Genomic DNA, 21,788 nt, shown 5'->3' with positions numbered 1-21,788 from the left:
AAACGGGGCTCGCGCCCCGTCGCAACCCCGGTCCTCCGGCCACCCTCCCCACGCACCGCCTCACCCTGCCCCTCGGGCCTGGGCCCCGCTTCCTGCCGCTCCGCGGGTCCGGGGTCGAGTGGGCCTTGTGCCCAGGCTTTTGACGTTGCCGTTCGCCGGTTCCGGTTTTCCACCGCACCAGGGGCCGCCCGCTCCTCCACGGTAAGCCCCTGGCCCCTGCCTCCGGTTTAGCCAAGCGCTCGCGCGGCCTTGAGCACGTCCCGGGTCCCGGCGTCCTTCGCGAGGTCGGACGCGGTCTGCCCGTCGTAGCTCTTCCGTTCCGGCCGTGCGCCAAACGCGATGAGCTGCAGGACCACGTCCCGGTGGCCCTGCTCGGCAGCGTGGTGCAGCGGGGTGAGGCCGAACTCGTCGACCGCGTGCACGTCCGCCCCGTGCGCGAGGAGCAGCGCCGCGCCGTGCAGGTGGCCACGCCGGGCCGCGTGGTGCAACGGAGTTTCGCCGTTGGGAGCCCGCTCATCGATCGTCTCGAGGGGTACGGAACGCAGCCGGTCGGCCAGGGCGCCCCGGCTCTTCTTGAACACGAGCACGTGCAGGTTGGACAGGTCGTCGCTGCACACCGGGGTGCCGCGCCGCACCGCGAATCCGGTCGGCGAGACCGGGTCGGGCACCGTGCGCGTCGCCTGGACGTAGCTCTCGCCCCTCTTCCTCGGTCGATTCGGCCCGGCGTACACCGGACGCTCCGGGTGCGCCACGGGCGCCAGGTCCAACGCCGGAGCCTGGGCCTCAACCGTGGGGGCCGATGCCGAGGTATGGGTCTGGACCGTGGGCGCCACGATCGGCTCGGGTGCCGTGGGAGCGATCGTCGGCGCGCTGGTGTCGGCTGGGGCCGGAGCGATGCTGGCCTCCGGCTCCATCGAACGTTCCAGGCCCTTGCCCTTGCGTGCCCGTTGGATCGTGTCCAGCTCGTCGCGGCTCAGGTAAATCTGCAGGCCGAACTTGGTGGGCTTGATGCCGTTCTCACGAAGCAACCGGTAGACGGAGTGCTCGGTGGTGAGGCCCAACTCCCGCATCGCCTGCTTAACGGTCATGACCTCCTGCCGGTTCGCCGGGAAGCGCACCGCGCGGAACGCATCGAGGGTGGCCCGGAGGATGAAGCGCCGCCCGCCCCGTTCCACCGTTGCCAAACGGCCTTTCTTGACCAGGTTGCAGACCGATGCGGACGTGAACCCCAGTTCGTGGGCCACCTGAGCTTGCGTGAGCAGCTCCTCATCACCCGCGGGCGCCGGGCGATACCGGGCCAGGAACGGTTGTCGGTGCTTTGACGGGGGATTCGGCTTCGACAACGACGCCGTCGCGCCCAGCGCGCCCCTTGCGCCGACCAGCATGGGCTCACGGCCACCGTACAGGCGGTGGTTGACCTCGTTCTCGGGAAGGCCCATCGCGTCGGACAGGGCGCGCACGTCAAGTTCGCCGGAAAACATGGGATACCTCATCAGGGTGGTTGTGGTACCCCAAAACCAGCCCTCTTCGGACTGGCCTTGGCCCCCAGAGGTGGTGGTGCCGGTCAGCGCTCGTCGCGGAGCTGCTTGAACACGTCGAGGTCGGACCGTTGCACCAGGCGGCGGCCGGCGACGGTCACGGTGACCAGGTTGCCGCGGTGCACGTGGAAGTGGAGCATCTGGCGTGACACGCCCAGCTCGCGTGCCGCGTCCGCGGGAGTCAGCAGGCCCTGGGCCTGGGCGTCGCGGAGGGTCTGCAGCCGCTGCCGTCCCGCGAGGAACGTTTGCCGTCGGGCCTCCCGCGAGGTCTTGTCGACCTGTGCCAAGGCACGGGCCAGCCGCAACGCTTCGACCGACGACGGGTCGACGTGGTGCTTTGGTCGACCGAGGACGCTGGACGGATCCGGGTTGGCGGCCCGGGTGAGCACGCCGGCGCGGAGGAACTGCATCACCCGCCCGTCGCTGACGGCCAGGGCCTGGGCCGCTTCTTTGACGGTCAACGGGGAGGACGGTGCGGTGGTCATCGAACGGCTCCGGTGCGGTGGAAGCCCGAGGGGCTTGTACCGCAAAGCCCACCGGTGAGGGTGGGCCCTGGTCGAACGTGGAGCCTTGGGGGTCAGGCGTAGATCTCGCCGCTCTCGTAAGCCTCCCGTTCCGCGCGTTCGGCCTCGCGGAACGCCTGCCGCTCTGCGTAGCGCCGGTAGACCTCTTGCGGTTCGAGGTGGAAGTGGAAGCAGTGATATTCCCCAGCGTCCTTCCAAAGCCCATCGTCGTTCTTTTCGCTGACGATGAACCGAATCATGTTCCCGTACTTTTCCGAGCCGTGTTCGAACTGAAGAACAGCCCGTTCGCTGTCCAGGCCCACCACGTTGCCGTTGGCGTCCACGCCGAACTCGGGGGTGATCACCAGCTCAGCCGCGCGCTTCGTGTCGTAATCGGCCTGCTCGGCCTCCGCCACCTGAGCGATCTTCTGGTCGATCGCGAGGCCCATGTTGAACGCTTCGGTCGACAGGTCGTGGTCTTCCGACTTGTGCTCGAAAATGTCCAGCACGTCGTCCGCTTCTTCGTCGTTGTACTCGCCGGTCAGCTTCATGACGGCAACGTAGACGTCGACGATGCCGCAACCGTCGTCCGGTGCGCGTTCCACCTCGCCGTCCGTGCCGCGCTCATGCACGACGGTGTAGGTCGTGCCGTCGATGGTCACGTCGACGTAGACGTTGGTGCTGTAGACCTCCGGATCGTGTCCGTCGTCGAACGTCTCGATGTCGTTCAGCTCGACGCTGGCGAGGATCGCGTCTTGAACGGCTTGGGTCAGTTTCGATGCCATGGTGGGGCTCCTTGGGGTGGTTTTGGCATTGCGTCGATCGCGCTGCCTACATACTTACCTTCTCGTACCAAGAGCCTCTAGTCAAAGGTTTGAGGCATGACGAAAGAAGGTATCCCGTTGTTTTACAATGGTATTTTTCTATGCCGCCGATCCTGCCTATAGCGCTTAACAACATGTGCCGTGGCACGGCTAAACGCCCATGCCCCCGGTGCAGTCCAGACTCAGTCCAGGGTCAACCGTGCTCGGTCCAGGCCCGGGCCAGGTGATGGTGCTGGACTTGGACAGGCCTCGGACGCCCTGCCCGTCTGGCTCCCCGTAGTGGTTGTCCAGGTGTCCAAGGGAAAGGGAGGTACGGGGCCCGGGTGTTCTGGTCGAGCCATGCCCCCGCCGTCGGACCTGCGGCTCCAGCTTCACCAGGTGGTTTTGACCCGGACACCTGGACAGCCCGGACCCATGCCGTGTTCGCCCTTGCCGCGTGGGGCGTTCAGCTACGTCCGTTGTCCAGGGTGTGAGCCACGGGCGCCCGGACAGCAAAACCCAGGTGCATGGACAAGAGCCCGGCCGTGCCCGCTGCGCGGTGCCGGATGGGGTTGCCTCTGCCTTTGATCGGCCCGGGCCGTTAGACCCCCGGGTTCGGGTTGGTGTTGGCGAAGGTGCGGGGTTGACGTTTCGTATGCGGCTTGCGAGATGGCTTGAGCCACGCGTTCAGCACCGCCTCGACCACCAGGGCCTCTGGCTTCTTGCCGTGCTTGTAGCTCCACGCCTGGTGCAGCAGGTCGCGCAACGGCACCCCGTCCAGGACGCGGTCTCGGCACCCCACGCTGACGAGCAGGTGCGCGGTGAACAGCACGTGCTGCTCGTGGAAGTAGCCGGTCGCCGGGTGCAGCGCGCCCAGGGCCTGCACCAGCTCGACCAGCAGGCCGTCCAGCTCGGGCATCACGGCCATGGGTCGTGGGGTGATGCTGCGCCAGACGTCCACCACCTCGTGGTCGCTGGCCGTGTCGGGCATGAGCGCGAACACGTGCTCCGGTAGACGGTACCCGAGGTCGAAGCGCTGGGTGGTGCCGGTGCCGGTGCCGGCTTCGAGCAGCCGGAGAACGGTCGGCGCGTCGAACGTGCGCACCGCCGCGACGATTCGGCCCCGGTGCCCCTGCGCGTGTTCGATCGCCGCTTCCAGCTCCGTGAGCGCGGCCCTCACCTGCTCGGCGACGCGTTGCGTGTCGTGCACGGCCTCGGCCGACGGCAGGACGGGGAACGGACGTGGGACGCTGGTGGTGCGCATAGCAGGTCCTCGTTTGACCGTGGAGGGCTCGCGCCCCGGTGGTACGGAAGAACCCGCGTTGCCGCGGGCCCAGGTGAACGTTGGATGGGGTGGCTTACAGCTCGGAGTCTTCGAAGGCCCAATAGAGGTCACCGCTATCGCTATTGCGCTTGACCACCAGCGCGGTGTTTTCCCATTCGGCGCGGTCGTCCACGTCGTCCTCGGTCGCCGGGTATTCCTCGTTGAACGTCCTCAAGAAATACCCCTCGTTGACGAACCCGTTTTCCATGGCATTGATGGTGCGGCGGACCAGTGACGATTCGAGGTCACCGTCGTTGCCCTCGATCACCGTCAGCGTGACCGCGTGGATGACGCGGGGGTCGGTGTTGGGGAACAGCTCACCGACCTGGGCGTAGAACTTGTGGTTGTTGACGAGGCTGAGGTCTTCATCTTCGGTTTCGGCGAACTCGCCTTCGAGCTGGTCGATGGTCAGGGACGTGATGATCATGGTGGGGCTCCTTGGGAGGGGTTTTGGCATTGCGTCGATCGCGCTGCCTACATACTTACCTTCTCGTACTAAGACCCTCTAGTCAAAGGTTTGGAGCCTGACGAAACAAGGTATCCCGTTGTTTTCAATGGTATTTTTCTATGGAAAGCCAGGCCGCTATAGCAACGATTAGCCCGTGCCATTGCACCCCTCAACACCGACACCCGGCCGCATCCGCGCCCGCCCCAACCCCGGTCCCTCCGGGCCGCTTCTGCTCCGCAGCGGTGAGGTAGGCGCGATGACACGCTGACTTGGATGTGGACGTGGTCCTCATCCACCACCTGCCCTGAGCCCCGCCCCTGCCCCTGGCGCCGTTCGGGGTGCGGTCGTCCCGCCTTTCGAGTGCCGGGCCTCCGGCCCCGGCGGGGTTTCACCGGGTCCCAGCACCACCCCGCGCACGGCGCGCTGGTCGTCCTCTGCCCCGTACAGCAAAAAGCCCGCCGATCGGCGGGCGCTTGTGCCAGGCGTCCAGCGGTTACGCGCGCTCGACCTTCACGCCGCCGCGGGGGCCACGCTCGAGCACGAAGTCGGGGTACTCAACGACCTCCTCCATGGTGTCGGCGATGTGAAGCGACGCGGTGATCGATTGGCCGTAGCGGTCCAGCTCGTCCGAGGTCTCGCGGAACGTATCGATCGCGCCCGCCTTCGAGGTGTACTTCACGGCGTCCTCAAGGTAATCGGCACCCATGCGAAGAAAATATGCCATCGTGGATCTCCTGTCTGTTCGGTTGGTGCAGGCCCCAGGGCGCTGCGGTCCGTGTTGCGGGTCAGCTCACGCGGACGTTCCACCACTGGCCGCCGGTGAAGCGCATGAGGATTCGAGCGCCGTTGAGCACCACCTCCCGGGTGTCGCCTTCGCCTGCTGTTCGCTGGTGAGCCTCGGGGGTGCGGGGGAACGCCGCGACGTTGCTGTTCGGGGTGGTGGTGCTGCGGGTGGTGGTCGTGCCCATGGTTCTGCCCTTCCTTCGTCGTTGTTGCCGTGTTCCCTGGAGCCGCCTCGACGCGTGGTCAGCGAGGCCCAGGGCAACGTGCAGGGGCAGGACCGGAGGCCGCACGCCCGACCAGAGGGAGGGACCGGGTGAGAACCTGGCGAAGCGAACCCTTGCGCGGGGAACGGGCTGAGCTACGCGTCGGAAATGAGGCGGACCGGGGAAAACGCAACGGGGTGAACGACGGGCCCAGGACGGCACGGCCACGACGGTTCCCGCAGCATCACCATCACGGCACGGGCGCGGTTGCCCGTGCGCTTCGGAGCCAGGCGACGCTGGACGTGGAAGGAGGAAAGGCCCCGGGTGGGGCCTTGAAGGTGTGCCAGGGCACGGAGGTGCCCCGGATCCGCTGGATGGGTCGAGCGGTTACGTCCGGGAACGCGCGGTGGCTTGGGCCCGCTGCCGCTCGTATTCGGCCCGGCCGAACGTGCCGGTGTACGCCGGCGGGTGCCGCTCCGCGTGAATCGCCGCGCCGTACGCGCTTTCGCAGGTGGCGCAGGACCAGCACTCGGGCCGACGGGTGTACACGACGGGGCCCGTGCAGACCGGGCAATGGGGTTTGAAGCGCATGACGGACCTCCTGGTGGTGGGCGCCGTTCGACGGGACGGCATGGGACAAACGTAGCGGGTCCAGGCCGCCCGTCAACCGGGAGCGGGACCCGCTGGGTCATGCGGTCAGAGGCGACGACGTGCCGCGCGAGCTGGGGCGGCCGGGGCCTCGTCCTGGGGGAGGGCCATCACCTCGTCCGCCACTTTTCGGAGGATCCTGGCTTCGTACTCCCGGCAGTACGCCTCGACGGTCGGCGCGTACGTACCCCCGTCGACCCGGGCGAAGTCGCCGATGATCGGCATGGGGTCGAGCCCGGCCGTCACCAGCCGCTCGAACAGCTTGAAATGACCGTGCATGACCGCGTAGTGCCCTGCGTTCCATCCGTCGCCCAATCCGTCGTCGCTCTGGAGGTGCACGTCGGCGCCCGCCGCAAGCAGCACGTTGACCGTGGCCAGGTAGCCCGCGCATGCAGCCTTCATCAACGCCGTCATACCGCTGGAGGCCGTTTCATTGACGTCCGCCCCGTGCGCGAGGAGGTACGCCACCAGCTTCGCGGTGTTCGTGTCGCTGAGGTACGGCTCGTCGGTGATCGTGGTCAGCAGCGGACCCGAGCCCAGGAAACTGGTGCTGAGTTTGGTGTGGGCCGGATTCGCGCCGGCCTCAATCAGCCGTTCGATGTGCGGCTGGGAACGCCAGGTCCCGTTGAACAACCGGTTGAACGCCGCGTTCGTGCGCTCCGGTCGCCGCGGGTGCCGCGCATGGTAGGCCTGCACCGCGAGAAGCTCCTCGGTGAAACGGTGCTCCGCCCAGGCCAACGCGACGGCGCGGTGAGCGGCCTTGCCCTGCTGCTCCCACCCGCGCTTGCCGTTGGGCAGCGCGTGGATCGCGTTGAGGGTGACGCACCCAGGGAGGTGGTGAGCGAGGATGTCGAGCACGCGCCAGGCATGGGCCACGTCCAGCGGTTTCGCCAGTTCGCAGAAGCGCACGGTGTCGTTTCGTTTGACGTGGTTAAACGTCTGGCGCGGATCGCCGCCGGCGACTTGCCCGAAGATCTTCCACCAGAGGGGCGTGGCATCCCGGGTGGTCCCATCGATGCCGAACGTGACGTAGGTGCCGGAGCTGAGGCCTTCCCGAGCCACGGCGGCCCGGATCAGCCCGTCGAACATCGCCTCATGCCCCTGCTGGACCAACGGAGAGGCCTTGACCAGGAAGTCCGCGAGGTCATCGCCATTGGCGTACGTCGTGTCGATCGCCACCACCATGCGGTCCACCTGGGCCCGAGCCTCGGGGAGAAGGCCCACCGCGAACGGTTTGCGCCGGGACGGAGGCGCCGGAGGAACGAAGGCCTGCAGGCGCGCGCTCCAGTCGTCCCACATCGCGTTGGCCTCGGCCAGGGTCACCTCGCGGGAGAGCCGCTGCTTCATGGCCCTGTACAGCCGGTCGCGCTCCGCGAAGGACAGCGTCACGGTGCCGCAGAACGGGAGGACATCGGCCCCAGCCAGGAACGCTTCACCGTGGGCCGCCTCGCACGCGGCGCAGGTCCACACGTACTCCTGCTGGTAGGCCATGGTGGCGCCGCACGACGGGCACGGCGGGTTCAGGTGGGGCGACGCAATGTGGACATCGCCTTCGTGGTAGTCCTTTTTCTCCGTTCGTTCAGCCCGAGCGAAACGGATCATGTTGATGCGCTTCTCGCTGCCGGGCGGTTCGTTCCGGAAATGGGTGGACGTGCGAAGCTGTTGTGCGTTGACGCTCATGGGTGGCCCCCTCCAGGGCTGCGGTGTTTCGCTCGTTCTGATTTAGCGGGTTCTGGGCCGCCGTCAAGTCGTGCTGGTGGAACGGTGAGTCAATCCGGGATCCGTGCCAGGGCACGGACTGGGACGGGCCAGCCCCATGATCCCACCCGCCGCAAGGGGCCGGGGTGAGTGCCTCCGGCCCAGGCCGCGGGACACACTGTTACCCCCCGGCCACCGGCGTCAGTCGGTGGCGACGTACGCCGTAAAGGCGACCACGTAGACCACGCCATCAGGGTGCTTCGGGAGGTACTCGAAGGCCGTGAGCACGTGGTCGTGGAAGACCGCCTGGCCCGCCACCGCGCCGTCGAGCAGACCGACCGTGACTGCGAGCCATGCCGCATAGAGGACGTTGAGCGCTTCGACGGGGAGCAGGGCCGCTAGCTGGATGAGGTGTGACAGGACGAGCAGGGACATGAAAGGACTCCGTCGTGGGTGGTGATAATGGTGATGGCGCTCGCCGACCAGGCTCAGAAAAGGTTGTTGGGCATCGAATGGGTCACGGCATCGACAGCCGGGTTGTGCTGGATCGTGCTGATCGCCTCGTTGACGTTGAGCGCCATGTTTTGGGCGTCGTCGCTCGACGATGCGATGGACCCGTCGGGCCCGCTCGCCTCCGGCTTCTGCGCGGTGCCTGTCGTGTCGGTGTGGTCGCCACTTCCATACGCATACTTCATGATGACGATGACCATCACCGCCGACGCGGCGGTAACGATCAACGCGAGAGTGACGTAAAACACTTGGATGAGCATGAAGAACGAGAAGAAGTCGTAGGCGGACGAGAACATAGGGGCACCTCGGTGGGTTGGTGGTGACGCTCCTCCGCGCCACCTCATGGTTGAACGTAGCGGGATTCGCGCGCTCGTCAAGCGTTCGGCCGGCCCTTTAGACGAACGGTCGACCCGTGCCAGGGCATGGTGCAGTTCAGAGGCGATACCGAGTATTCACGGTGGTGGTCGTGGCCTCTCGGTTGGCGATCGCGCGGAGGGCCCAGCGCTCCGCCATCCGCTTTTTTGCTTCTTCGAACATGTCAAGGTTCACCATGGCTCTGAACATGGCAAGGTCCAGCATGGACGGTTGGTGCTCGGGGCCCATGAGCATCCGGAACCGTTCCTGGTCGCTGATGGCCACTCGTTCGGCAGCCACCTCTTGCAGAAAGCTGCACCAGGCGTCCTCGTCCGCCCGCATCATCCGCGCCGCCTCGAGGGTGGCCTCCTGCAGGACGTTCAGCGCTTCCAGGGAGCGGTCCCCGCCGATCAGCGGGGCCAGCTCACGGCCCAGCCCACCTTCGCCATGGGTCTCCTCGTAGCGCTCCTGCGCCAGGCGCAGAGCGTGATGACCCTGGTCGTCCCCGGCGAGGACGTCCACGCCCGTGCATAGCAACGCCACCAGGGGCTCGGGCCCCAGGTGCAGCGATTCGGCCGCGAAACGATGCAGCGCGGTGGTGCCCTGCCAGACCATGAGTCGCAGCGGGACGGGCTCAGACGGTTCAAAAGGAAAGGTCAGCAGGGGCATGGTGATCTCGGGGAGGATGGGCGTGTCGATCGCACGCTGGGTATAAATCCATCCTACAAAAACCATCAGCCCTGGCAATAGCCGGGACGCGGGTATTCTGTGCTATCCGACGAACGGTCGACCCGTGCCAGGGCACGGACCTTCAGAAGGTCACGACGGTGAGCTGCACCTGGCCGGGCCCCTGGCCCTGCGTGCGGTGCTCGACGGTGGGCGGTGCGCTCGCGCTGCAGGTGGGGTCCCGCTGGTCCGTCGACACGCTGCACGCGCTGAGCACCGTGACGGACACGGTCATGGTGGCCCGGGCCTGCTTCGCGTGAACCGGCCCCGCCGCGACGAGCAGCAGGGCCAGCAGCGCATGGGCCAGACGGTGCCGCGTGGGTCCGCCGTTACGAGTGCGCACGGGATGCCTCGCCCGAACCACGAAACAGCAGGACCATAAGGGTCATGAACACCAGTACGCCCAAGGGGATGCCCACGCACCAGATCGGGCCGGCGTTGTCGGGCCAGCCCAGGGTCTGGTCGCTCACCAGCGCGCGAACGACGATGCGGGGGCCGACCGCCAGGCTCATGCCCACGCCGGCCCCGACCATGTAAGACAGCACCGCCGAGGCGAGCACCATCAGGCAGACCGGGCAAAGGAACGCGACGAGCGTCAGCATGCACGCGCCCCCGACCAACAACTGCATCGGATCGAACACCATGGGCTCCTCCTCCCTGTTCGGTGCTGGCCTAGGGCCTCCGCCTTACGGCTTCGGGTCGTAGACGATGCCGTACTCCGCCCCTTCCCCGTTCTGGTCCGCCGGGACCACGACGATGTAGGTGTCCTTGAACACACCGCGCCATTCCTGGGCACCGTTGTGATCCGTGAAGTCGGGCAGGCCTACGGTCTCGCTCGTGCTGTCGCTGAACACCTTGGCGTACCGCGCGTCGGCGAAGGAGAGCAGCACCGCGTCGATCACCCCGTCGTGCGTGGTCACGTCGGCCCCGCTGAACACAAGGTGCCCTGCCCCGTCCTTCACCGGCGGAAGCCCGTGGACCTCCGCCGTGCCGTGCCCGTCGATCTCCGGGGCCGTCAGCACGCACGGCGCGGTGGCGGTCGACGGATCGCCCTTGCATGCCTTGAACGACGTGATGCGCACGCCCATGGGGACGCCGTTGAGCGTCAGGTGGCCGTGGGCATCACGGTCCAGAAGGCGCAGGGACGGGTCCGAGGGAGCCGCGTGCGCGGTGCCGAGGGTCAGGCCGGACAGGGCCAGTGCGATGGTGATGAGGTGCTTGCGCATGATGGTGAAGGTCTCCTGTGGTTGGGATGAGGGTCAGGTGGACGGCTGATCAACGCTGGTAGAGGGTGATGAACGAGGTGCCCAAGAGGACGACCGGGCCACGGCCCCGATCCCAACTGGTGAAATCGTCCTCCACAAGGGTCGGGATACCGAGCACCTGGCTGGTCTCCAGGAAGGTCTTGTAGGTCGACGCGGAGGCGATGTGGGCCGTCACGTCCTTGATGACGGTGGAGCTGATGCTCGTGGTGACCACCATGCTCATCACCTTCGGGTGGCCCTCATCGTCCTTGCGCACCTCGAAGCCGTACACGTCCGCCTTCAGCTCGTTGGCCCCGGTGTAGGGACGCGTCAGCGGCGTGTGGCAAAGGGACGTCGCCTTGTGCGGATCCCCTTCGCAGGCCGGCATGGCATCGTCCAGCGGCACCCCAAGGGCAACCTCGTTCAACGTCCGGTGACCGTCGCTGTCGTGCCCGATCAGCGCTCCTCGGACGGTGTGGATGTCTTGCGTGACGTTGGCGGCGGGAGCCGCATATGCAGTGCCGAGGGTCAGGCCAGCGATGGTCAGGGCGATCGTGAGGATGTGCTTACGCATGATGGTGGTGGTCTCCAATGGTTGGGGGCTTGGGATCGTTCGTGTCGTTCAGCGGCACGAAGCCGTGCGTGGCGTCCCTGTATGCGATGTGGTCCTGCTCTGTCCCCAACCTAGCGGGTCTTGCACGCTGGTCAAGCCCCGCCGGGTGGTTTTTTTGGCTGTGCCATGGCACGGTCAATCTGAAACGCTCGGGGCCGTGCCGTGATCAGAGCCGTGCCCTCGGTCGTTGCGCCTGCTCCTCCTGCACCAGGACGGCCAGGGCCTCGCGCTCGGCGCGGATCTGATCCGCCCGGTGCGCGTCGTGCTCCGCGAGGATTCCCGCGAAGCCTTGCTGCAGGTCGTCGTTGGCGAGGAGGTCGGCCACGGTAGCCATCGGGTCAGGCCGCTTCGAGGACGGGTTGAGCGAAGGCCTGGGCCGCGCGTTCCGCGACGCCATCCAGGCGCGCGAGAACCTGCGCCGCGAACTGGCCCACGGGGCTGGTGCGGCCGGAGCCATGCAGGTAGTTGTGCTCGAGCTGGTCTTCCTGGTGGCCGTCGCCTTCGAACTGGAAGCGCTCGCCGAACATGAGCGTGAGCTGGAACAAAACCCAGGCCAGGCCGCTCTCGTCCGCCGGTGCCCGCGACACGCGGCCCTGGTCGTCCGTCTCGTAGGTGATGCCGTAGGTCTTGCCGGCGATCGTGAGGGTGGTCTCGATGCTCAGGCGCGTGGCGTTCAGGGCGAACACGCCCCCGTCGTCGTACCCGTGGTCGCGCTCGTCTGCGGGGACGGCGATCGAACGGGCCCAGGCGAGTTTGATGCTGGACAGGATGGCTTGAAGCTCTTGCGGGTTGGTCAGCATGGTGGGGCTCCTTGGAGAGATGCTGCAGCGTCGATCGCACTGCCTACACTTCCAGACTACAAGATCAACCAACTAAAGCAACGGTAAGAAGGCAGAAACTTCGTGCTATCCGACGAACGGTCGACCCTCGGTACCTGCGGTGGTTAGCCCGTGCCACGGCACACGAAAAACGGGGTTCACGCCCCCCTGTAACCCCGCGCCTGCGGCCACCCTCCCCACGCACCGCTTCACCTTCCTCTCGGGCCTGGGCCCCGCTTCCTGCCGCTGCGCGGTGTCGGGGCGGAGTGGGCCTTGTGCCCGGTGCTTTTGACGTTGCCGTTATCTGGCAGGAGGCGCCCAAGAACGAAAAGCCCCGCAAGGGCGGGGCTTTGGACATCACCACGGGAGAAGGATCATTTCATGGTGTTGACCGACCAATCTGCGTTCAGCAGGTCGTAGACCTTCGGATCGCCTTCTGGCGTGTTGATCGCAACGTAGAGCATTTTCGTTTGCGTCGGGTTCAGGTGGTGACGTTGCGCCAGGTGATCGTTATCACCAGCGTAGTAGACGACCCTTGCGCTCACTCCATCAGGAAGGCCCCAGTGGGCGTACGTGTCGCTGGAATCCGTCGGATCGCCGAAGCGCCACTCGAAGCCTTGCATGGCGATTCGGGCGACCTCGTCCGTGGGCACCAGGGGAACCACGATCGCATCGATGCGTCCCGTCGAATCCGTTGCGACAAGGGCTTGCCCAGGCCCGATACGAGGGGTCGGCACACCGGGCACGGTCTCCTGAACGATGCCAACGTGGTCGTCCAACCCACCGGCGATGGCACCTTGCGCGTTGGATTGCAGGACGCACGCATGGTTGTGGTCACCCTTCGCGCAGGCGGCGGGCAACGGGTCGCCGAGACGCATCCCCATCAAGCTGACGGACGACCGATCGTAAGCGAGGACATTGGCCGCAGCGACCCTACCAGCGTACGTCGGCTCGTCGTGCAACAAATCGAGGCTGTCGAGCAGCGTGTACGGCGTGGGCTTCGGGTGGAGTCCGAACAACGAAGTCCGAGCAGCCGCGACGGTGGCGATCGCGACCGAAGCCGCGACGATGGCGGCGATGAGAATGGGCTTGCGCATGGTGAGAGGTTCCTCCTGGATGGTTTAACGGTGCCGGGCCGAAAAGCCCTCACCTCCAGCAATAAGAGGTTTTGCGAGGATGTCAACCTTCCCCGGGTATTGCCAAGCCCGTACGACCTGCTAGGTCTTGAAGTAGGTGCTCGGTGGCTCCCCACCGACGTCATTGGACCCGCCCATCCGTCGCACCGTCCCGGGCTCACGCAATAGGAGGAGACCATGCTCAACCTTTTCACCTCGATCGACCACCTTCTGACGGTGCTGCTGCCCTTCATGGCCGTGGCGCTGTTCGTCCTGTTCACCGTCCTGAACGTCGTGAAGCAACGCCGGGAGCGCGAGCGCCGCGAGGCCGCGATGCTGGCCGCCCTGGCCCAGGCCCGGTCGAACCCGGGGCAGAACGAGGCGCGCGGTTTCATCGGGGCCCAGGCCCGCGTCAACGTCCCGTTCTGATCGCCGATCGAGCGATCGTCCAGCGGCCCAACCGGGCCGCTTTTCGCTGGTCACCCCACCGTATTGACTTGTCGCCAAGACCCGCTAGGTACAGGGAGACGGCCCCACCCCGGGGCCACCCACTGGAGGAGAAAAACCCATGCTCGCAACCGTTGCAATCGTTCTGGCGGTCGTCGCCGGCCTGTTGATCACCGTGTTAGGCGTGCTCCCGAAACGCCGGAGCGCCGAGCGCGAGGCCCGTGGCGCGTACGACGCGGAGACCGCCCGCCTGGCGGACGACGTGGCCGCGGCCGAGGCCAACAAGGTCGAGGCGGACCAGGCCGTGCTGGACGCGCTCGGGAACCCGCGGATCGGGGACGCCACGCGCCACTGAGCGACGTGCAGCACCATGCAAAAGCGGCCCACCCGGGCCGCTTCGTTTTGCTGCTGGTTCTGCTCACCCGTGGCACGGGCACGGGTCCCCCCGTTCGTTGTTGCAGCCCGAGCAGTTCTGCATGTCCACCAGCTCGTCGTAGCGGTTCCAGCCGTCGAGCCATTCGCGTTTCAGTTCGGGGACGTCCGCGAAAAACGCGGGCACGGGGATGTCCTCCCCCGTTTCGTGCGCGCGTGCTGCGTCTTGCGAGCCCAGGGCCTGGGCGTCGACCAGCGAGGACTAGGTCTCGTCTTCCCCGTCGGAGTTGGCGATGAGGGCGAGCTTCGCGAGGACGTACTCGCACCGGGCTTCAAGGTAGGGATTCGTGCTGGTGTAGGCCATGATGGGGATCTCCGGGGATGGGGTGCGGGACCGTCAAACCGTAGCGTGCGGTCCCCTTGGGTTCACGCTTTCAGGGGCTTGCGCACGAACAGGCCGGCGGCCGTGGCGCTGCGCGGGTAGCCCTGCACGTCGGTGTGGTCGTGCAGCGCGGTCTCGACGTCGGTGTGCAGGCTGTTGCTGGCGAAGTGGACACCGTAGAGGGCCACGGCCACCAGGGCCCCCTTCTTGAAGCTCTCCACGGTCAACAGCTTGCGGGTCTCCGGGTCCAGGCGACCGACGTGGCGGTGGGCCAGGCGCTGCAGGACGCCGCCCACCAGACCGTCGGAAAACTTGCGTTTGACGGTGATGCGACCAGCGCCCAGGCGAACGCGTTGCGGACCCTGCGCGGTCAGCCGGAAGTGCTCCACCGGGGACGTGCCGCCCGACTGGCCCGGGGTCGCCGATTGCAGCGGGAGGAGGAGCTTGTTCACCTGCTGCTCGCGGGGGCCGTCCGTCCATTCGACGTGGAGCCGTGCGCCGTTCGCGTCGCGTTGGGTCTTGACGTAAAAGCCCGTGGCCGGGAACGCCTCACGCAGCACCTGCTGGACGAGCTGGGCCGTCTCGACCAAGGTCAACACCGTTTTCAGCGCTTCCGGGGTGGTCGCCGTAGCCGGTGCCTTGGGGTGGTTGTTAAACCGTGCTTTTTGGTGAGTCGGGACGTTGCTGTTCGGGGTTTGCGTGCTGTGCTGTTGTGCGCTGGTCATGGTCTTGCCCTCGTCGTGAAGTGGGTGCTTTTCGGAGCCGTCGGTGCGCCTGAAGCAGCACGGGGACACCCGGCGCAATGGCCCGCCCGGAGGCCGCACGCCCGTCAGGGATCGGGTGAGGACGGGGTTCACGGACCATTGCGCATGAAGGGTGGCCCTGTGCCAGGCGTCGCTTAACCGACGGGTTCGAAAGCGCCTCACGACGAGGCTGGATCGGCGCACAACGGGGGAGCCCAGCACGCGCGTAGGGGTTCGAGCGCTCGGGACACCGGGCGCGTTCGTTCGGCGCTTCAGCGCCTGGTGGGAGGACGTTCAGGGGTGGCAGGAACGGCGCACGGCGCCCCGCTCGCTTCACCGCGGTGTCGCGTGTGCAAGACCTGCGGTTCTTGCAAATGGTGTCCGTGCTGTGGTCGGCGTGGGCAACGCGTGCGGCCAATGTATAGTCATCGCTGAACGGAGCGATGGTCAGGCAACCAACGGCGTTATTGCCGCCGCGGTGCCCTATCGTCAGCGCTCGACCGCGCCATGGCCGATAACACATCAACGGAAGAGAGGCAGACCAGTGAGCATCGAGGAGTTCTCCCACATCGAACATCAGTTGGTTCTTGGTGCCGAAGAGCGTTATGGCGACTTCTTCACCAACGCTCGTGATGTAACCCTGTTGCTCTCGAACATCATGACGTGGCCAACCAAGGATTGCGACATCTTCATCCGGTTTCTTTCGCAGATGAAGAAGGGGCACACGTTGTGCCTGATGTCGCTCGTGAGGCAGCACCGGATTCAGGCCAAGATGGTCTTGCGCTACTTCCTCGAATCGACGGTCCACGCTGCGTTTTCGTTGGTACATGTCGATACAACGAACTACTTCGACACGACGGAAGGCAAGAAGCACGACCCGCAGAAAGCGTCAAAAGCGGCCTATACCTGGCTCGGTCAGCATTTCAAGGCGCAATCCGACGAGATCAAACGGATGAAGGATCTGATCAACGAGCAAACCGCTCACGCGAACGTCTACAACAGTTTCCACAACTTCGAGTTCGTTGGCGGTGAAAACGCCGCCATCTATACGAGCTACTTCGACTTTGACGACGACCATTGGTTGAAGGTCGATCTTTGGGAGTGCGCCCAGGCCGGCCTGGTCGCAGCAGATCTAATCCTTGCGATTCGAAAACAGTACGGCGGCTTTATCCCGTCACGGGCAGCCGACAAGCTTCCCGGCCTGATTGTGACGTCCGACCGCCTCCTCGCTCTGCTGGGCGAGCCGGCAAAACCGGAAACGTGATGCCGCGGGACGTCAAAGGTGAGCCCTTTCGGGAGCAATGGTGAGCCTTTCCGGGGAGTGCCGCTGGTATAGTAACGATCGAATATCGCACTGAAAAACAGGCTTGAACGAGGGACCAAATGACCCGGACCCCAGTCCTCCTCAGCGGCTACTTTCACGGAGTAACGGGGCCGGCGTAAAAGCAACGCCCCCACGCATTCACGACCACCAAGAACAACGAAGGACCACCATGAAACGGGTATTTCTGCTCGGCTGGCTCATCGCCATGGCCGCCCTGCTGAACGTCGCTCACGCCGAGACCGCGCTCCCGTGCGGATCGGGCAGCACGACCACGGGGAAAAGCTACAGCGTGAACGGGCAGAACATCCTGCTCCTGGCTGCGCCGAAGGCCGGCGCCGCGAAGCTGGTGAACGAGAAAGCCACGTCGATCATGCACACCACGCAGTACATGGCGATCGACAACTCCGTGACCGTGAACGAGCAGTGCACCCAGGGACCGTGGTCCCGCGTGCAGGTCACCGACCCGGACTTCCTGTCCGTCACGCACATCGGCTGGGTGCCGTCCTCCGCGTTGCGCAAGCCCCAGGTGGACGCCTCGGGTCAGCGGGTCTTCACCGAAGCGGATTTTCAGTTCGACAAGGCCACGCTGCCGTACAAGAAAGTGATCATCGACGGGGTGAATCGGATCCATCGCGAGAACGACCGATGCTCCGACATCGACCCGTCGTCCGCTTACCTCAGCTCCAACAGCACGCAGGCGAACCCCACGTTTTACGTGACATGCGGCAAAGGTACCCAGGTGTTCAACGTGTTCTTCACCCCGCGTGACGTGGCCAGTGGCAAGAAGTTCGAAGCTCCGCGCAACGTCGACCACACCCAGGCCGTGGCGATGTGCGAGGCCTACGCCAAGTCGCACGCGACCCACCCCAGCACCGTGGATTTCTCCCGCGTGCTCGACGTCGCGGTGTCCGACGGCGCAAACGGCAACACGCGGGTGACCTCGACCTTCACCGCCAAGAACGGGTACAACCTAAAACTGAAATACAACATCGCTTGCCTGGTGAACACGTCCGGTTTGATCGAAGCGACCATCAGCGAAGCAAAATAGTCGATCCGCGGGCCGGGGGTAGCTCTTGCGAGCCTGACGGCTCCTCGGGCGGGAAAGGCGGGCCTCCGGCCAGGTGCGCGGTAACGGAGCGTGGCGGTCACCCGTGCAGCGCCACCCACACGTCGGTGCCCTGCCCGTCGTCCGACCTTCCCACGGTCAACGTCGCGCCGTTGGGCAGAACCCAGTGCCCCTCCTCGTTCCAGCCATCGCCGCTCGCATGCCGTGGCACGTACGCGGTGGCGCCGAACGTGCGCGCGATCGAGCGCTCCGACGCCGGGTCACCGTAGGCCGGGTCGAGCCTGTATGCGACGGCCTGGACCGAGCCGTGCACGACCTCCACGGTCGTCACGCGTGCGCCCTGATTCGGCGTCGCGCCGTAGACCCAAAAGAAGCCGTCCCCGGCGATCGCGTCGGTTCGGGGCGGCGTCATCCTGTCGAGAACCACGCAGGGCCGGAGCGCCGCGTACGGGTCCCCCGAGCAGGCTGGCCCCACGGTGGCGAGCGGGACTCCCAGCGTGATCGTCGGGGCGGTGACCACGCCCGCCGCGTGCGCCCGCGGGGCCGCGGCCGCGGTGGCGATCAGGGCGGCGATCGCCACCAGGCTCGTGGCCAGGGTGCCGAACAGGAAAGCGTTGAAAAAGCGCGCGTGACGGTTGGGCATCGAGGTCTCCTCCTCCGGTTGGGTCGTAAGGCCAACATGACGGGTCGTGCGGGCCTGTCAACCCCAAGCCGTGCCAGGGCACGGGGTCGAATGGTGCGCGTGACAGGTGGGCGTCAGCGGATCGCCCAATCCCCCGGATCGGGGTTTGCCCACCGGGACTCGCCCAGCGTCGCAACCGCCGACGGCCCCGCTCTGCGCCGCCGGTGCCCACCGCCTCGCCCAGCACCATACCTTGGTAGCGGACCAGCGCCTCGGTGAGCAGGTCGGTTCGTCGCCCGGTGCGTACGAGCAGCACCGGATGGTCCAGGTCCGCACCGGCTGCGTCCAGCCGAGGCAGGACAACGTTGACCAGGGTCTCCACGCCCTGATCGTGCTCGTGCGCGTCCCCGTCAGGGATGCCAGCCACGACGGTTTCCCAGACCGGGAGCCCCATGTCGTTCGACACGCCGTTCAGCCGCTCCGTGGTGCAACGGGCGAGCACCAGGTCCAGCAGGTCCGCGCTGGCCAGCACGCCCTTGACCATCAGCAGCGGGTATGGTGACGCCCCCAGTTCCAGGCCCGCGGCCAGCACGCACGCGTTCCCTTCTTGGGCGGCCAAGGTGGCCAGGCGCGTGCCCAGCCTCGCCTGCGCTTCGAGGGACAACGCGCGCAGCTTGTCCAGGGGAACGTGCTGGGCGTACTGAACGGCGTGGGCCACCGCCAAGCGATGGTCGCCCTGGGCGTAACCGCGCACCGTTTCGAAGGCGTCCTCGTCGTGCGCGGACATCTCGTGTGCGCCCTGCACGTCGTTCTGCAGCTTGCGCAACCGGTGCAAGGTCTCGGCCCGACGAGTCGCCCGGTCGTAAAACCCGTTGAAAGTTGTGAGCCAGTCGATTTTCATCATGGGCTTCCTCGGTTTGATGGTCCGTGCCAGGGTACAGGGTTGGGTCAACGCCGCTTCGGGTGCTTCTGCCCGTTGGCCTTCGCGGTGTCGATGGCGAACTTGGTGGCGACGCGCACCAGCTCCTTGTCGCCGTCGGACAGGTGCTTGGCCACGGCCCAGCTCAGGTAGTCGATCGGGCGCCGCCCCTTCGCGTCGGTGAGCAGCGGGTCGGCCCCGGCCTTGAGCAGCAGCTCGATGGTGCCGTCGCCGATGCTCTGCACCACGGCCATGTGCAGCGCGGTACCGCCCCAACGGACCGCCACCTGGTTCACCGGGGCGCCCGCGTCGAGCAGCATGCGCACGATCTCAACGTTGCCGATCGCCAGACCCAACGGGGTGGTGCCCGGGTGCAGGCAACGGCCCGACGGTTCGGTGGTGCGACGCGACAGGTCCACGCCGGCTGCGATGACCTGGGCCACCCATTGCGCGTTGCCCGCGTTGATCGCGGCTTCCAGGGCCCAGTCGTCGAGCGGGTAACCGGGGGCGGTGCTGGTGGCGTTGGTCATGGCGTTACGACCGTGCCCGTTCGTGGGCAGCTTCAATCCGGAGGTAGGTCCACACGGTCGCCCATTGACTGACCTTGTGCATGATCATGGTCGCGACCAAGGCCACCAGCACGATGCCGCCGGCGAGAGCCAACCCATGAATGCCCTTCGGCATGAACACGCCCGCCAACACCAAGGCGAACCCTAAGCCGACCGCCCAGGCGATGTCTTGGCCGTAGCGAGTGGCCCGGCATAACCGGCTCTTGTCTTCGTTCAACATCCACGGGTTGAACGGCGCCGTTCCCACGAGGTACAGCACGATGGCCACCAGGTCGGCCACGCCGATCCGGGCCTGCGCCTCGGCGCTCCAGAGGTGGACGAGCGGTGGAACACCGGAAAGGCCCAGCGCGAAGATCGCAAGCGCGGCAAGGCGACGGATGTGACGGGGCTTCATGGCGAGGTGTTCCTCCTGGATGGGGATGGCTGATGCGGACGCGGGGCCTATGGGATTAACCTAGCGGGTCTAACGCGCCCGTCAACCGTCGTGGACGGGATCCCGACAAACGGATTACCCGTGCCACGGCACGGTTACGTTACATTTGGGACCGGGCGCGGGGACGTCGACCCTCGAACAAAACAAAACCGCCACCCTGGGGTGACGGTCGTGCGTGCTGGGCGGTGGGCCGGGTCAGTGAATCTCGAGCGCCGTCTGCAGGAGCCGCTCCGGGTCCACGTGGCTGCGCCAGTTTTCCTTGGTGACGGTGGTGGTGCCGCTGTGCTCGATGCCCTTGAACGCGAGCAGGCCCTTGCGGTTGAAGATGTTGTTGGCCGGGCTGATGTTCCAGAAGCGCACGAAGGCGGTGACGGCGTGGCTGTTCTCGGGGTCGCCGATCTTTTGGTCGCCGATCTTCTCGATCAGGTCCGGGTGGGCGTGGATGAGCGCGGCGAAGGGGATGCTGAACGACCTGCCGTGCGAGATCGGCGGGAGCGGGTCGACCTGGTGGAATCCAAGAGTGTGGCAGTGCTCGCCGTCGATGTGGCCCAGCCAGACGTCCTGGCGTTCGAGCAGGTGGCCCATCGCGTCCTCCCACCCGATGCCGGGCTGCGGCATGTAGACCCCGTACGCAACGTACAGGGAGCCGTTCTCGTCGGGCTTGGGCCCGAAGTCCCGGATGCCGTCGTGGAACGTGTCCAGGGCGCTCAGCTCGTGGGCGTCGATGATGAACGGCGTGTCTTTCAGCGTGATCAGGGCGTATTGCATCGGGTCTCCTCCGGTCGTGCGGCCTCGGCGAGGTCGTCGAACCACCATGGCAGGTCAGGCTGGCTTGTCAAACGCCGACGGGGAGGATTCCAGGCTGTGCTGTGGCACGGGTGATGGTGGTGCGGCGGGGCCAACAAGATGGGGAGCCTGTGGCTCCCCTGGCGGTAACCCCGTGCCTCCGGCCTCGTTGGCGTCAGCACGGTTTTGGGACCTGGCGCTCCGCGGCCAGGTGGGTGTTCAGGCTCCCCAGCCCTCCCCCTTACGCGGTGCGTGGAGCCCGCATCTCCAGGAGCCACTGCGCCACCTTGGTGTGGCCGTTCTGCTCCGCGAGCTGTACCGCCGTCTGGCCACGCCCGTCCGTGGCGTGGAGGTCAGCGCCGTATTCCAGCGCGAACTTGATGCCCAATGCGTTGCCGGTGGCGGCGAATCTCAGCAGGACCGTGTTGTGGTCCTTGGCGGCGACGGTGCTCATGATCGCCCCCGTTCCGTCATGCTGTTGATGAGCTGAGCCCAGGCAAGCCGCAGGCCCAAAGCAACGATCAGGCTCACGATCAAGCCCTGGATGGGGAGACACGCGACCACCACCACCGTGCTCACGGCGGTCAAGATCCTGATCGCGAACCTCAACCGAGCGATCGGTCGCAGGTAGTCTGCGATCACGATCCCCAGAACGACTCCGATGATTTCAAGCATGTCACTCCGCCTCCGTGTGGTGGTCCCGGTTCAGGACCTATATGGTCGAACCTAGCGGGTTCCGAATGCCTGTCAACCGTTCTGGTCAAAAAATAGCCCGTGCCTGGGCACCGACGTTCGTC

30 protein-coding genes are annotated in these 21,788 nt (G+C 66.2%); 4 read left to right on the top strand and 26 right to left on the bottom strand.

Translation table 11 applies throughout. The features are described from left to right. Positions 1 to 227: 227 nt before the first annotated feature. The 18 genes from B0G83_RS38545 to B0G83_RS08795 form a co-directional block, all read right to left on the bottom strand. Positions 228 to 1,481 carry an ankyrin repeat domain-containing protein gene (locus B0G83_RS38545; protein ID WP_181156781.1) on the bottom strand — a complete coding sequence of 418 codons (1,254 nt, stop codon included), beginning with the start codon at positions 1,479 to 1,481 and terminating at the stop codon, positions 228 to 230. Between the two features lie 83 nt (positions 1,482 to 1,564). Next, complete coding sequence (locus B0G83_RS38540; RefSeq protein WP_181156778.1) at positions 1,565 to 2,023, bottom strand: helix-turn-helix domain-containing protein; 459 nt, start codon at positions 2,021 to 2,023, stop codon at positions 1,565 to 1,567. Between the two features lie 92 nt (positions 2,024 to 2,115). Beyond that, complete coding sequence (locus tag B0G83_RS38535) at positions 2,116 to 2,826, bottom strand: hypothetical protein (protein WP_181156776.1); 711 nt, start codon at positions 2,824 to 2,826, stop codon at positions 2,116 to 2,118. A 619-nt stretch (positions 2,827 to 3,445) separates the two neighbouring features. Continuing rightward, positions 3,446 to 4,108, bottom strand: a complete 663-nt coding sequence (locus B0G83_RS08860) for a hypothetical protein (protein ID WP_105507051.1) — start codon at positions 4,106 to 4,108, stop codon at positions 3,446 to 3,448. A gap of 94 nt (positions 4,109 to 4,202) precedes the next feature. Beyond that, entirely contained in the window at positions 4,203 to 4,595 is a 393-nt protein-coding gene (locus B0G83_RS08855; protein ID WP_105507050.1) for a hypothetical protein, read from the bottom strand. Positions 4,596 to 5,109: 514 nt separating this feature from the next. Continuing rightward, positions 5,110 to 5,340 carry a hypothetical protein gene (locus B0G83_RS08850; protein ID WP_146120191.1) on the bottom strand — a complete coding sequence of 77 codons (231 nt, stop codon included), beginning with the start codon at positions 5,338 to 5,340 and terminating at the stop codon, positions 5,110 to 5,112. Between the two features lie 61 nt (positions 5,341 to 5,401). Continuing rightward, entirely contained in the window at positions 5,402 to 5,584 is a 183-nt protein-coding gene (locus B0G83_RS38075; protein ID WP_146120190.1) for a hypothetical protein, read from the bottom strand. Positions 5,585 to 6,298: 714 nt separating this feature from the next. Next, complete coding sequence (locus B0G83_RS08840; RefSeq protein ID WP_146120189.1) at positions 6,299 to 7,930, bottom strand: ankyrin repeat domain-containing protein; 1,632 nt, start codon at positions 7,928 to 7,930, stop codon at positions 6,299 to 6,301. Between the two features lie 219 nt (positions 7,931 to 8,149). Beyond that, positions 8,150 to 8,383, bottom strand: coding sequence for a hypothetical protein (locus tag B0G83_RS08835; protein ID WP_105507047.1), 234 nt, complete (start codon positions 8,381 to 8,383; stop codon positions 8,150 to 8,152). 53 nt (positions 8,384 to 8,436) lie between these two features. After that, complete coding sequence (locus tag B0G83_RS08830) at positions 8,437 to 8,754, bottom strand: hypothetical protein (protein ID WP_105507046.1); 318 nt, start codon at positions 8,752 to 8,754, stop codon at positions 8,437 to 8,439. 136 nt (positions 8,755 to 8,890) lie between these two features. Further along, entirely contained in the window at positions 8,891 to 9,481 is a 591-nt protein-coding gene (locus B0G83_RS08825; protein WP_146120188.1) for a hypothetical protein, read from the bottom strand. Between the two features lie 142 nt (positions 9,482 to 9,623). Beyond that, positions 9,624 to 9,881 (bottom strand): hypothetical protein, encoded by a 258-nt coding sequence (locus B0G83_RS08820; protein WP_105507044.1) that lies wholly within the window; start codon positions 9,879 to 9,881, stop codon positions 9,624 to 9,626. Then, the gene (locus B0G83_RS08815; protein ID WP_146120187.1) at positions 9,868 to 10,182 is read right to left on the bottom strand and encodes a hypothetical protein; all 315 of its coding nucleotides are present in this window, start codon (positions 10,180 to 10,182) and stop codon (positions 9,868 to 9,870) included. Before B0G83_RS08815 ends, B0G83_RS08820 begins: the two co-directional genes overlap by 14 nt. Positions 10,183 to 10,224: 42 nt before the next feature. Continuing rightward, the gene (locus B0G83_RS08810; RefSeq protein ID WP_105507042.1) at positions 10,225 to 10,764 is read right to left on the bottom strand and encodes a hypothetical protein; all 540 of its coding nucleotides are present in this window, start codon (positions 10,762 to 10,764) and stop codon (positions 10,225 to 10,227) included. A gap of 49 nt (positions 10,765 to 10,813) precedes the next feature. Then, a complete protein-coding gene (locus B0G83_RS08805) occupies positions 10,814 to 11,356 on the bottom strand; it encodes a hypothetical protein (protein ID WP_146120186.1) in 543 nt (180 codons plus the stop codon). A 205-nt stretch (positions 11,357 to 11,561) separates the two neighbouring features. Continuing rightward, positions 11,562 to 11,729, bottom strand: coding sequence for a hypothetical protein (locus tag B0G83_RS38530; RefSeq protein ID WP_181156774.1), 168 nt, complete (start codon positions 11,727 to 11,729; stop codon positions 11,562 to 11,564). Between the two features lie 4 nt (positions 11,730 to 11,733). Further along, positions 11,734 to 12,195, bottom strand: a complete 462-nt coding sequence (locus B0G83_RS08800; protein WP_105507040.1) for a hypothetical protein — start codon at positions 12,193 to 12,195, stop codon at positions 11,734 to 11,736. 392 nt (positions 12,196 to 12,587) lie between these two features. After that, a complete protein-coding gene (locus B0G83_RS08795; RefSeq protein ID WP_105507039.1) occupies positions 12,588 to 13,310 on the bottom strand; it encodes a hypothetical protein in 723 nt (240 codons plus the stop codon). Between the two features lie 216 nt (positions 13,311 to 13,526). Between B0G83_RS08795 and B0G83_RS08790 the strand changes: the two genes are divergently transcribed. Continuing rightward, positions 13,527 to 13,757: a hypothetical protein gene (locus tag B0G83_RS08790; protein WP_105507038.1), complete on the top strand. Its 231-nt coding sequence runs from the start codon at positions 13,527 to 13,529 to the stop codon at positions 13,755 to 13,757. Between the two features lie 139 nt (positions 13,758 to 13,896). Beyond that, positions 13,897 to 14,130: a hypothetical protein gene (locus B0G83_RS08785; protein ID WP_105507037.1), complete on the top strand. Its 234-nt coding sequence runs from the start codon at positions 13,897 to 13,899 to the stop codon at positions 14,128 to 14,130. A gap of 63 nt (positions 14,131 to 14,193) precedes the next feature. On the opposite strand, the gene B0G83_RS39080 is transcribed toward B0G83_RS08785, so the two are convergent. After that, positions 14,194 to 14,334, bottom strand: coding sequence for a hypothetical protein (locus tag B0G83_RS39080; protein WP_258167798.1), 141 nt, complete (start codon positions 14,332 to 14,334; stop codon positions 14,194 to 14,196). Positions 14,335 to 14,573: 239 nt separating this feature from the next. Further along, on the bottom strand, positions 14,574 to 15,254 hold the full coding sequence (locus B0G83_RS08775) for an LPD29 domain-containing protein (RefSeq protein WP_105507036.1): 681 nt from the start codon (positions 15,252 to 15,254) through the stop codon (positions 14,574 to 14,576). A gap of 562 nt (positions 15,255 to 15,816) precedes the next feature. Between B0G83_RS08775 and B0G83_RS08770 the strand changes: the two genes are divergently transcribed. Both B0G83_RS08770 and B0G83_RS08765 read left to right on the top strand, forming a co-directional pair. Next, on the top strand, positions 15,817 to 16,536 hold the full coding sequence (locus B0G83_RS08770) for a hypothetical protein (protein WP_105507035.1): 720 nt from the start codon (positions 15,817 to 15,819) through the stop codon (positions 16,534 to 16,536). Positions 16,537 to 16,765: 229 nt separating this feature from the next. Further along, a complete protein-coding gene (locus B0G83_RS08765; RefSeq protein ID WP_105507034.1) occupies positions 16,766 to 17,644 on the top strand; it encodes a hypothetical protein in 879 nt (292 codons plus the stop codon). Positions 17,645 to 17,741: 97 nt separating this feature from the next. Here the strand turns inward: B0G83_RS08765 and B0G83_RS08760 are convergent, their stop codons facing one another. The 6 genes from B0G83_RS08760 to B0G83_RS08730 form a co-directional block, all read right to left on the bottom strand. After that, the gene (locus tag B0G83_RS08760) at positions 17,742 to 18,305 is read right to left on the bottom strand and encodes a hypothetical protein (protein WP_105507033.1); all 564 of its coding nucleotides are present in this window, start codon (positions 18,303 to 18,305) and stop codon (positions 17,742 to 17,744) included. A 927-nt stretch (positions 18,306 to 19,232) separates the two neighbouring features. Next, positions 19,233 to 19,733 carry an ankyrin repeat domain-containing protein gene (locus B0G83_RS08750; protein WP_105507031.1) on the bottom strand — a complete coding sequence of 167 codons (501 nt, stop codon included), beginning with the start codon at positions 19,731 to 19,733 and terminating at the stop codon, positions 19,233 to 19,235. 4 nt (positions 19,734 to 19,737) lie between these two features. Continuing rightward, entirely contained in the window at positions 19,738 to 20,166 is a 429-nt protein-coding gene (locus tag B0G83_RS08745; RefSeq protein ID WP_105507030.1) for a hypothetical protein, read from the bottom strand. Positions 20,167 to 20,400: 234 nt separating this feature from the next. After that, entirely contained in the window at positions 20,401 to 20,973 is a 573-nt protein-coding gene (locus B0G83_RS08740; RefSeq protein ID WP_105507029.1) for a hypothetical protein, read from the bottom strand. Between the two features lie 259 nt (positions 20,974 to 21,232). Then, positions 21,233 to 21,445, bottom strand: coding sequence for an ankyrin repeat domain-containing protein (locus B0G83_RS08735; RefSeq protein WP_105507028.1), 213 nt, complete (start codon positions 21,443 to 21,445; stop codon positions 21,233 to 21,235). Further along, positions 21,442 to 21,666: a hypothetical protein gene (locus B0G83_RS08730; protein ID WP_105507027.1), complete on the bottom strand. Its 225-nt coding sequence runs from the start codon at positions 21,664 to 21,666 to the stop codon at positions 21,442 to 21,444. Before B0G83_RS08730 ends, B0G83_RS08735 begins: the two co-directional genes overlap by 4 nt. Positions 21,667 to 21,788: the final 122 nt, after the last annotated feature.

The organism is Paraburkholderia sp. BL21I4N1 (genome assembly GCF_002973525.1).
Lineage (GTDB): Bacteria > Pseudomonadota > Gammaproteobacteria > Burkholderiales > Burkholderiaceae > Paraburkholderia.
This window is presented reverse-complemented; position numbering and strand designations above follow the sequence as displayed.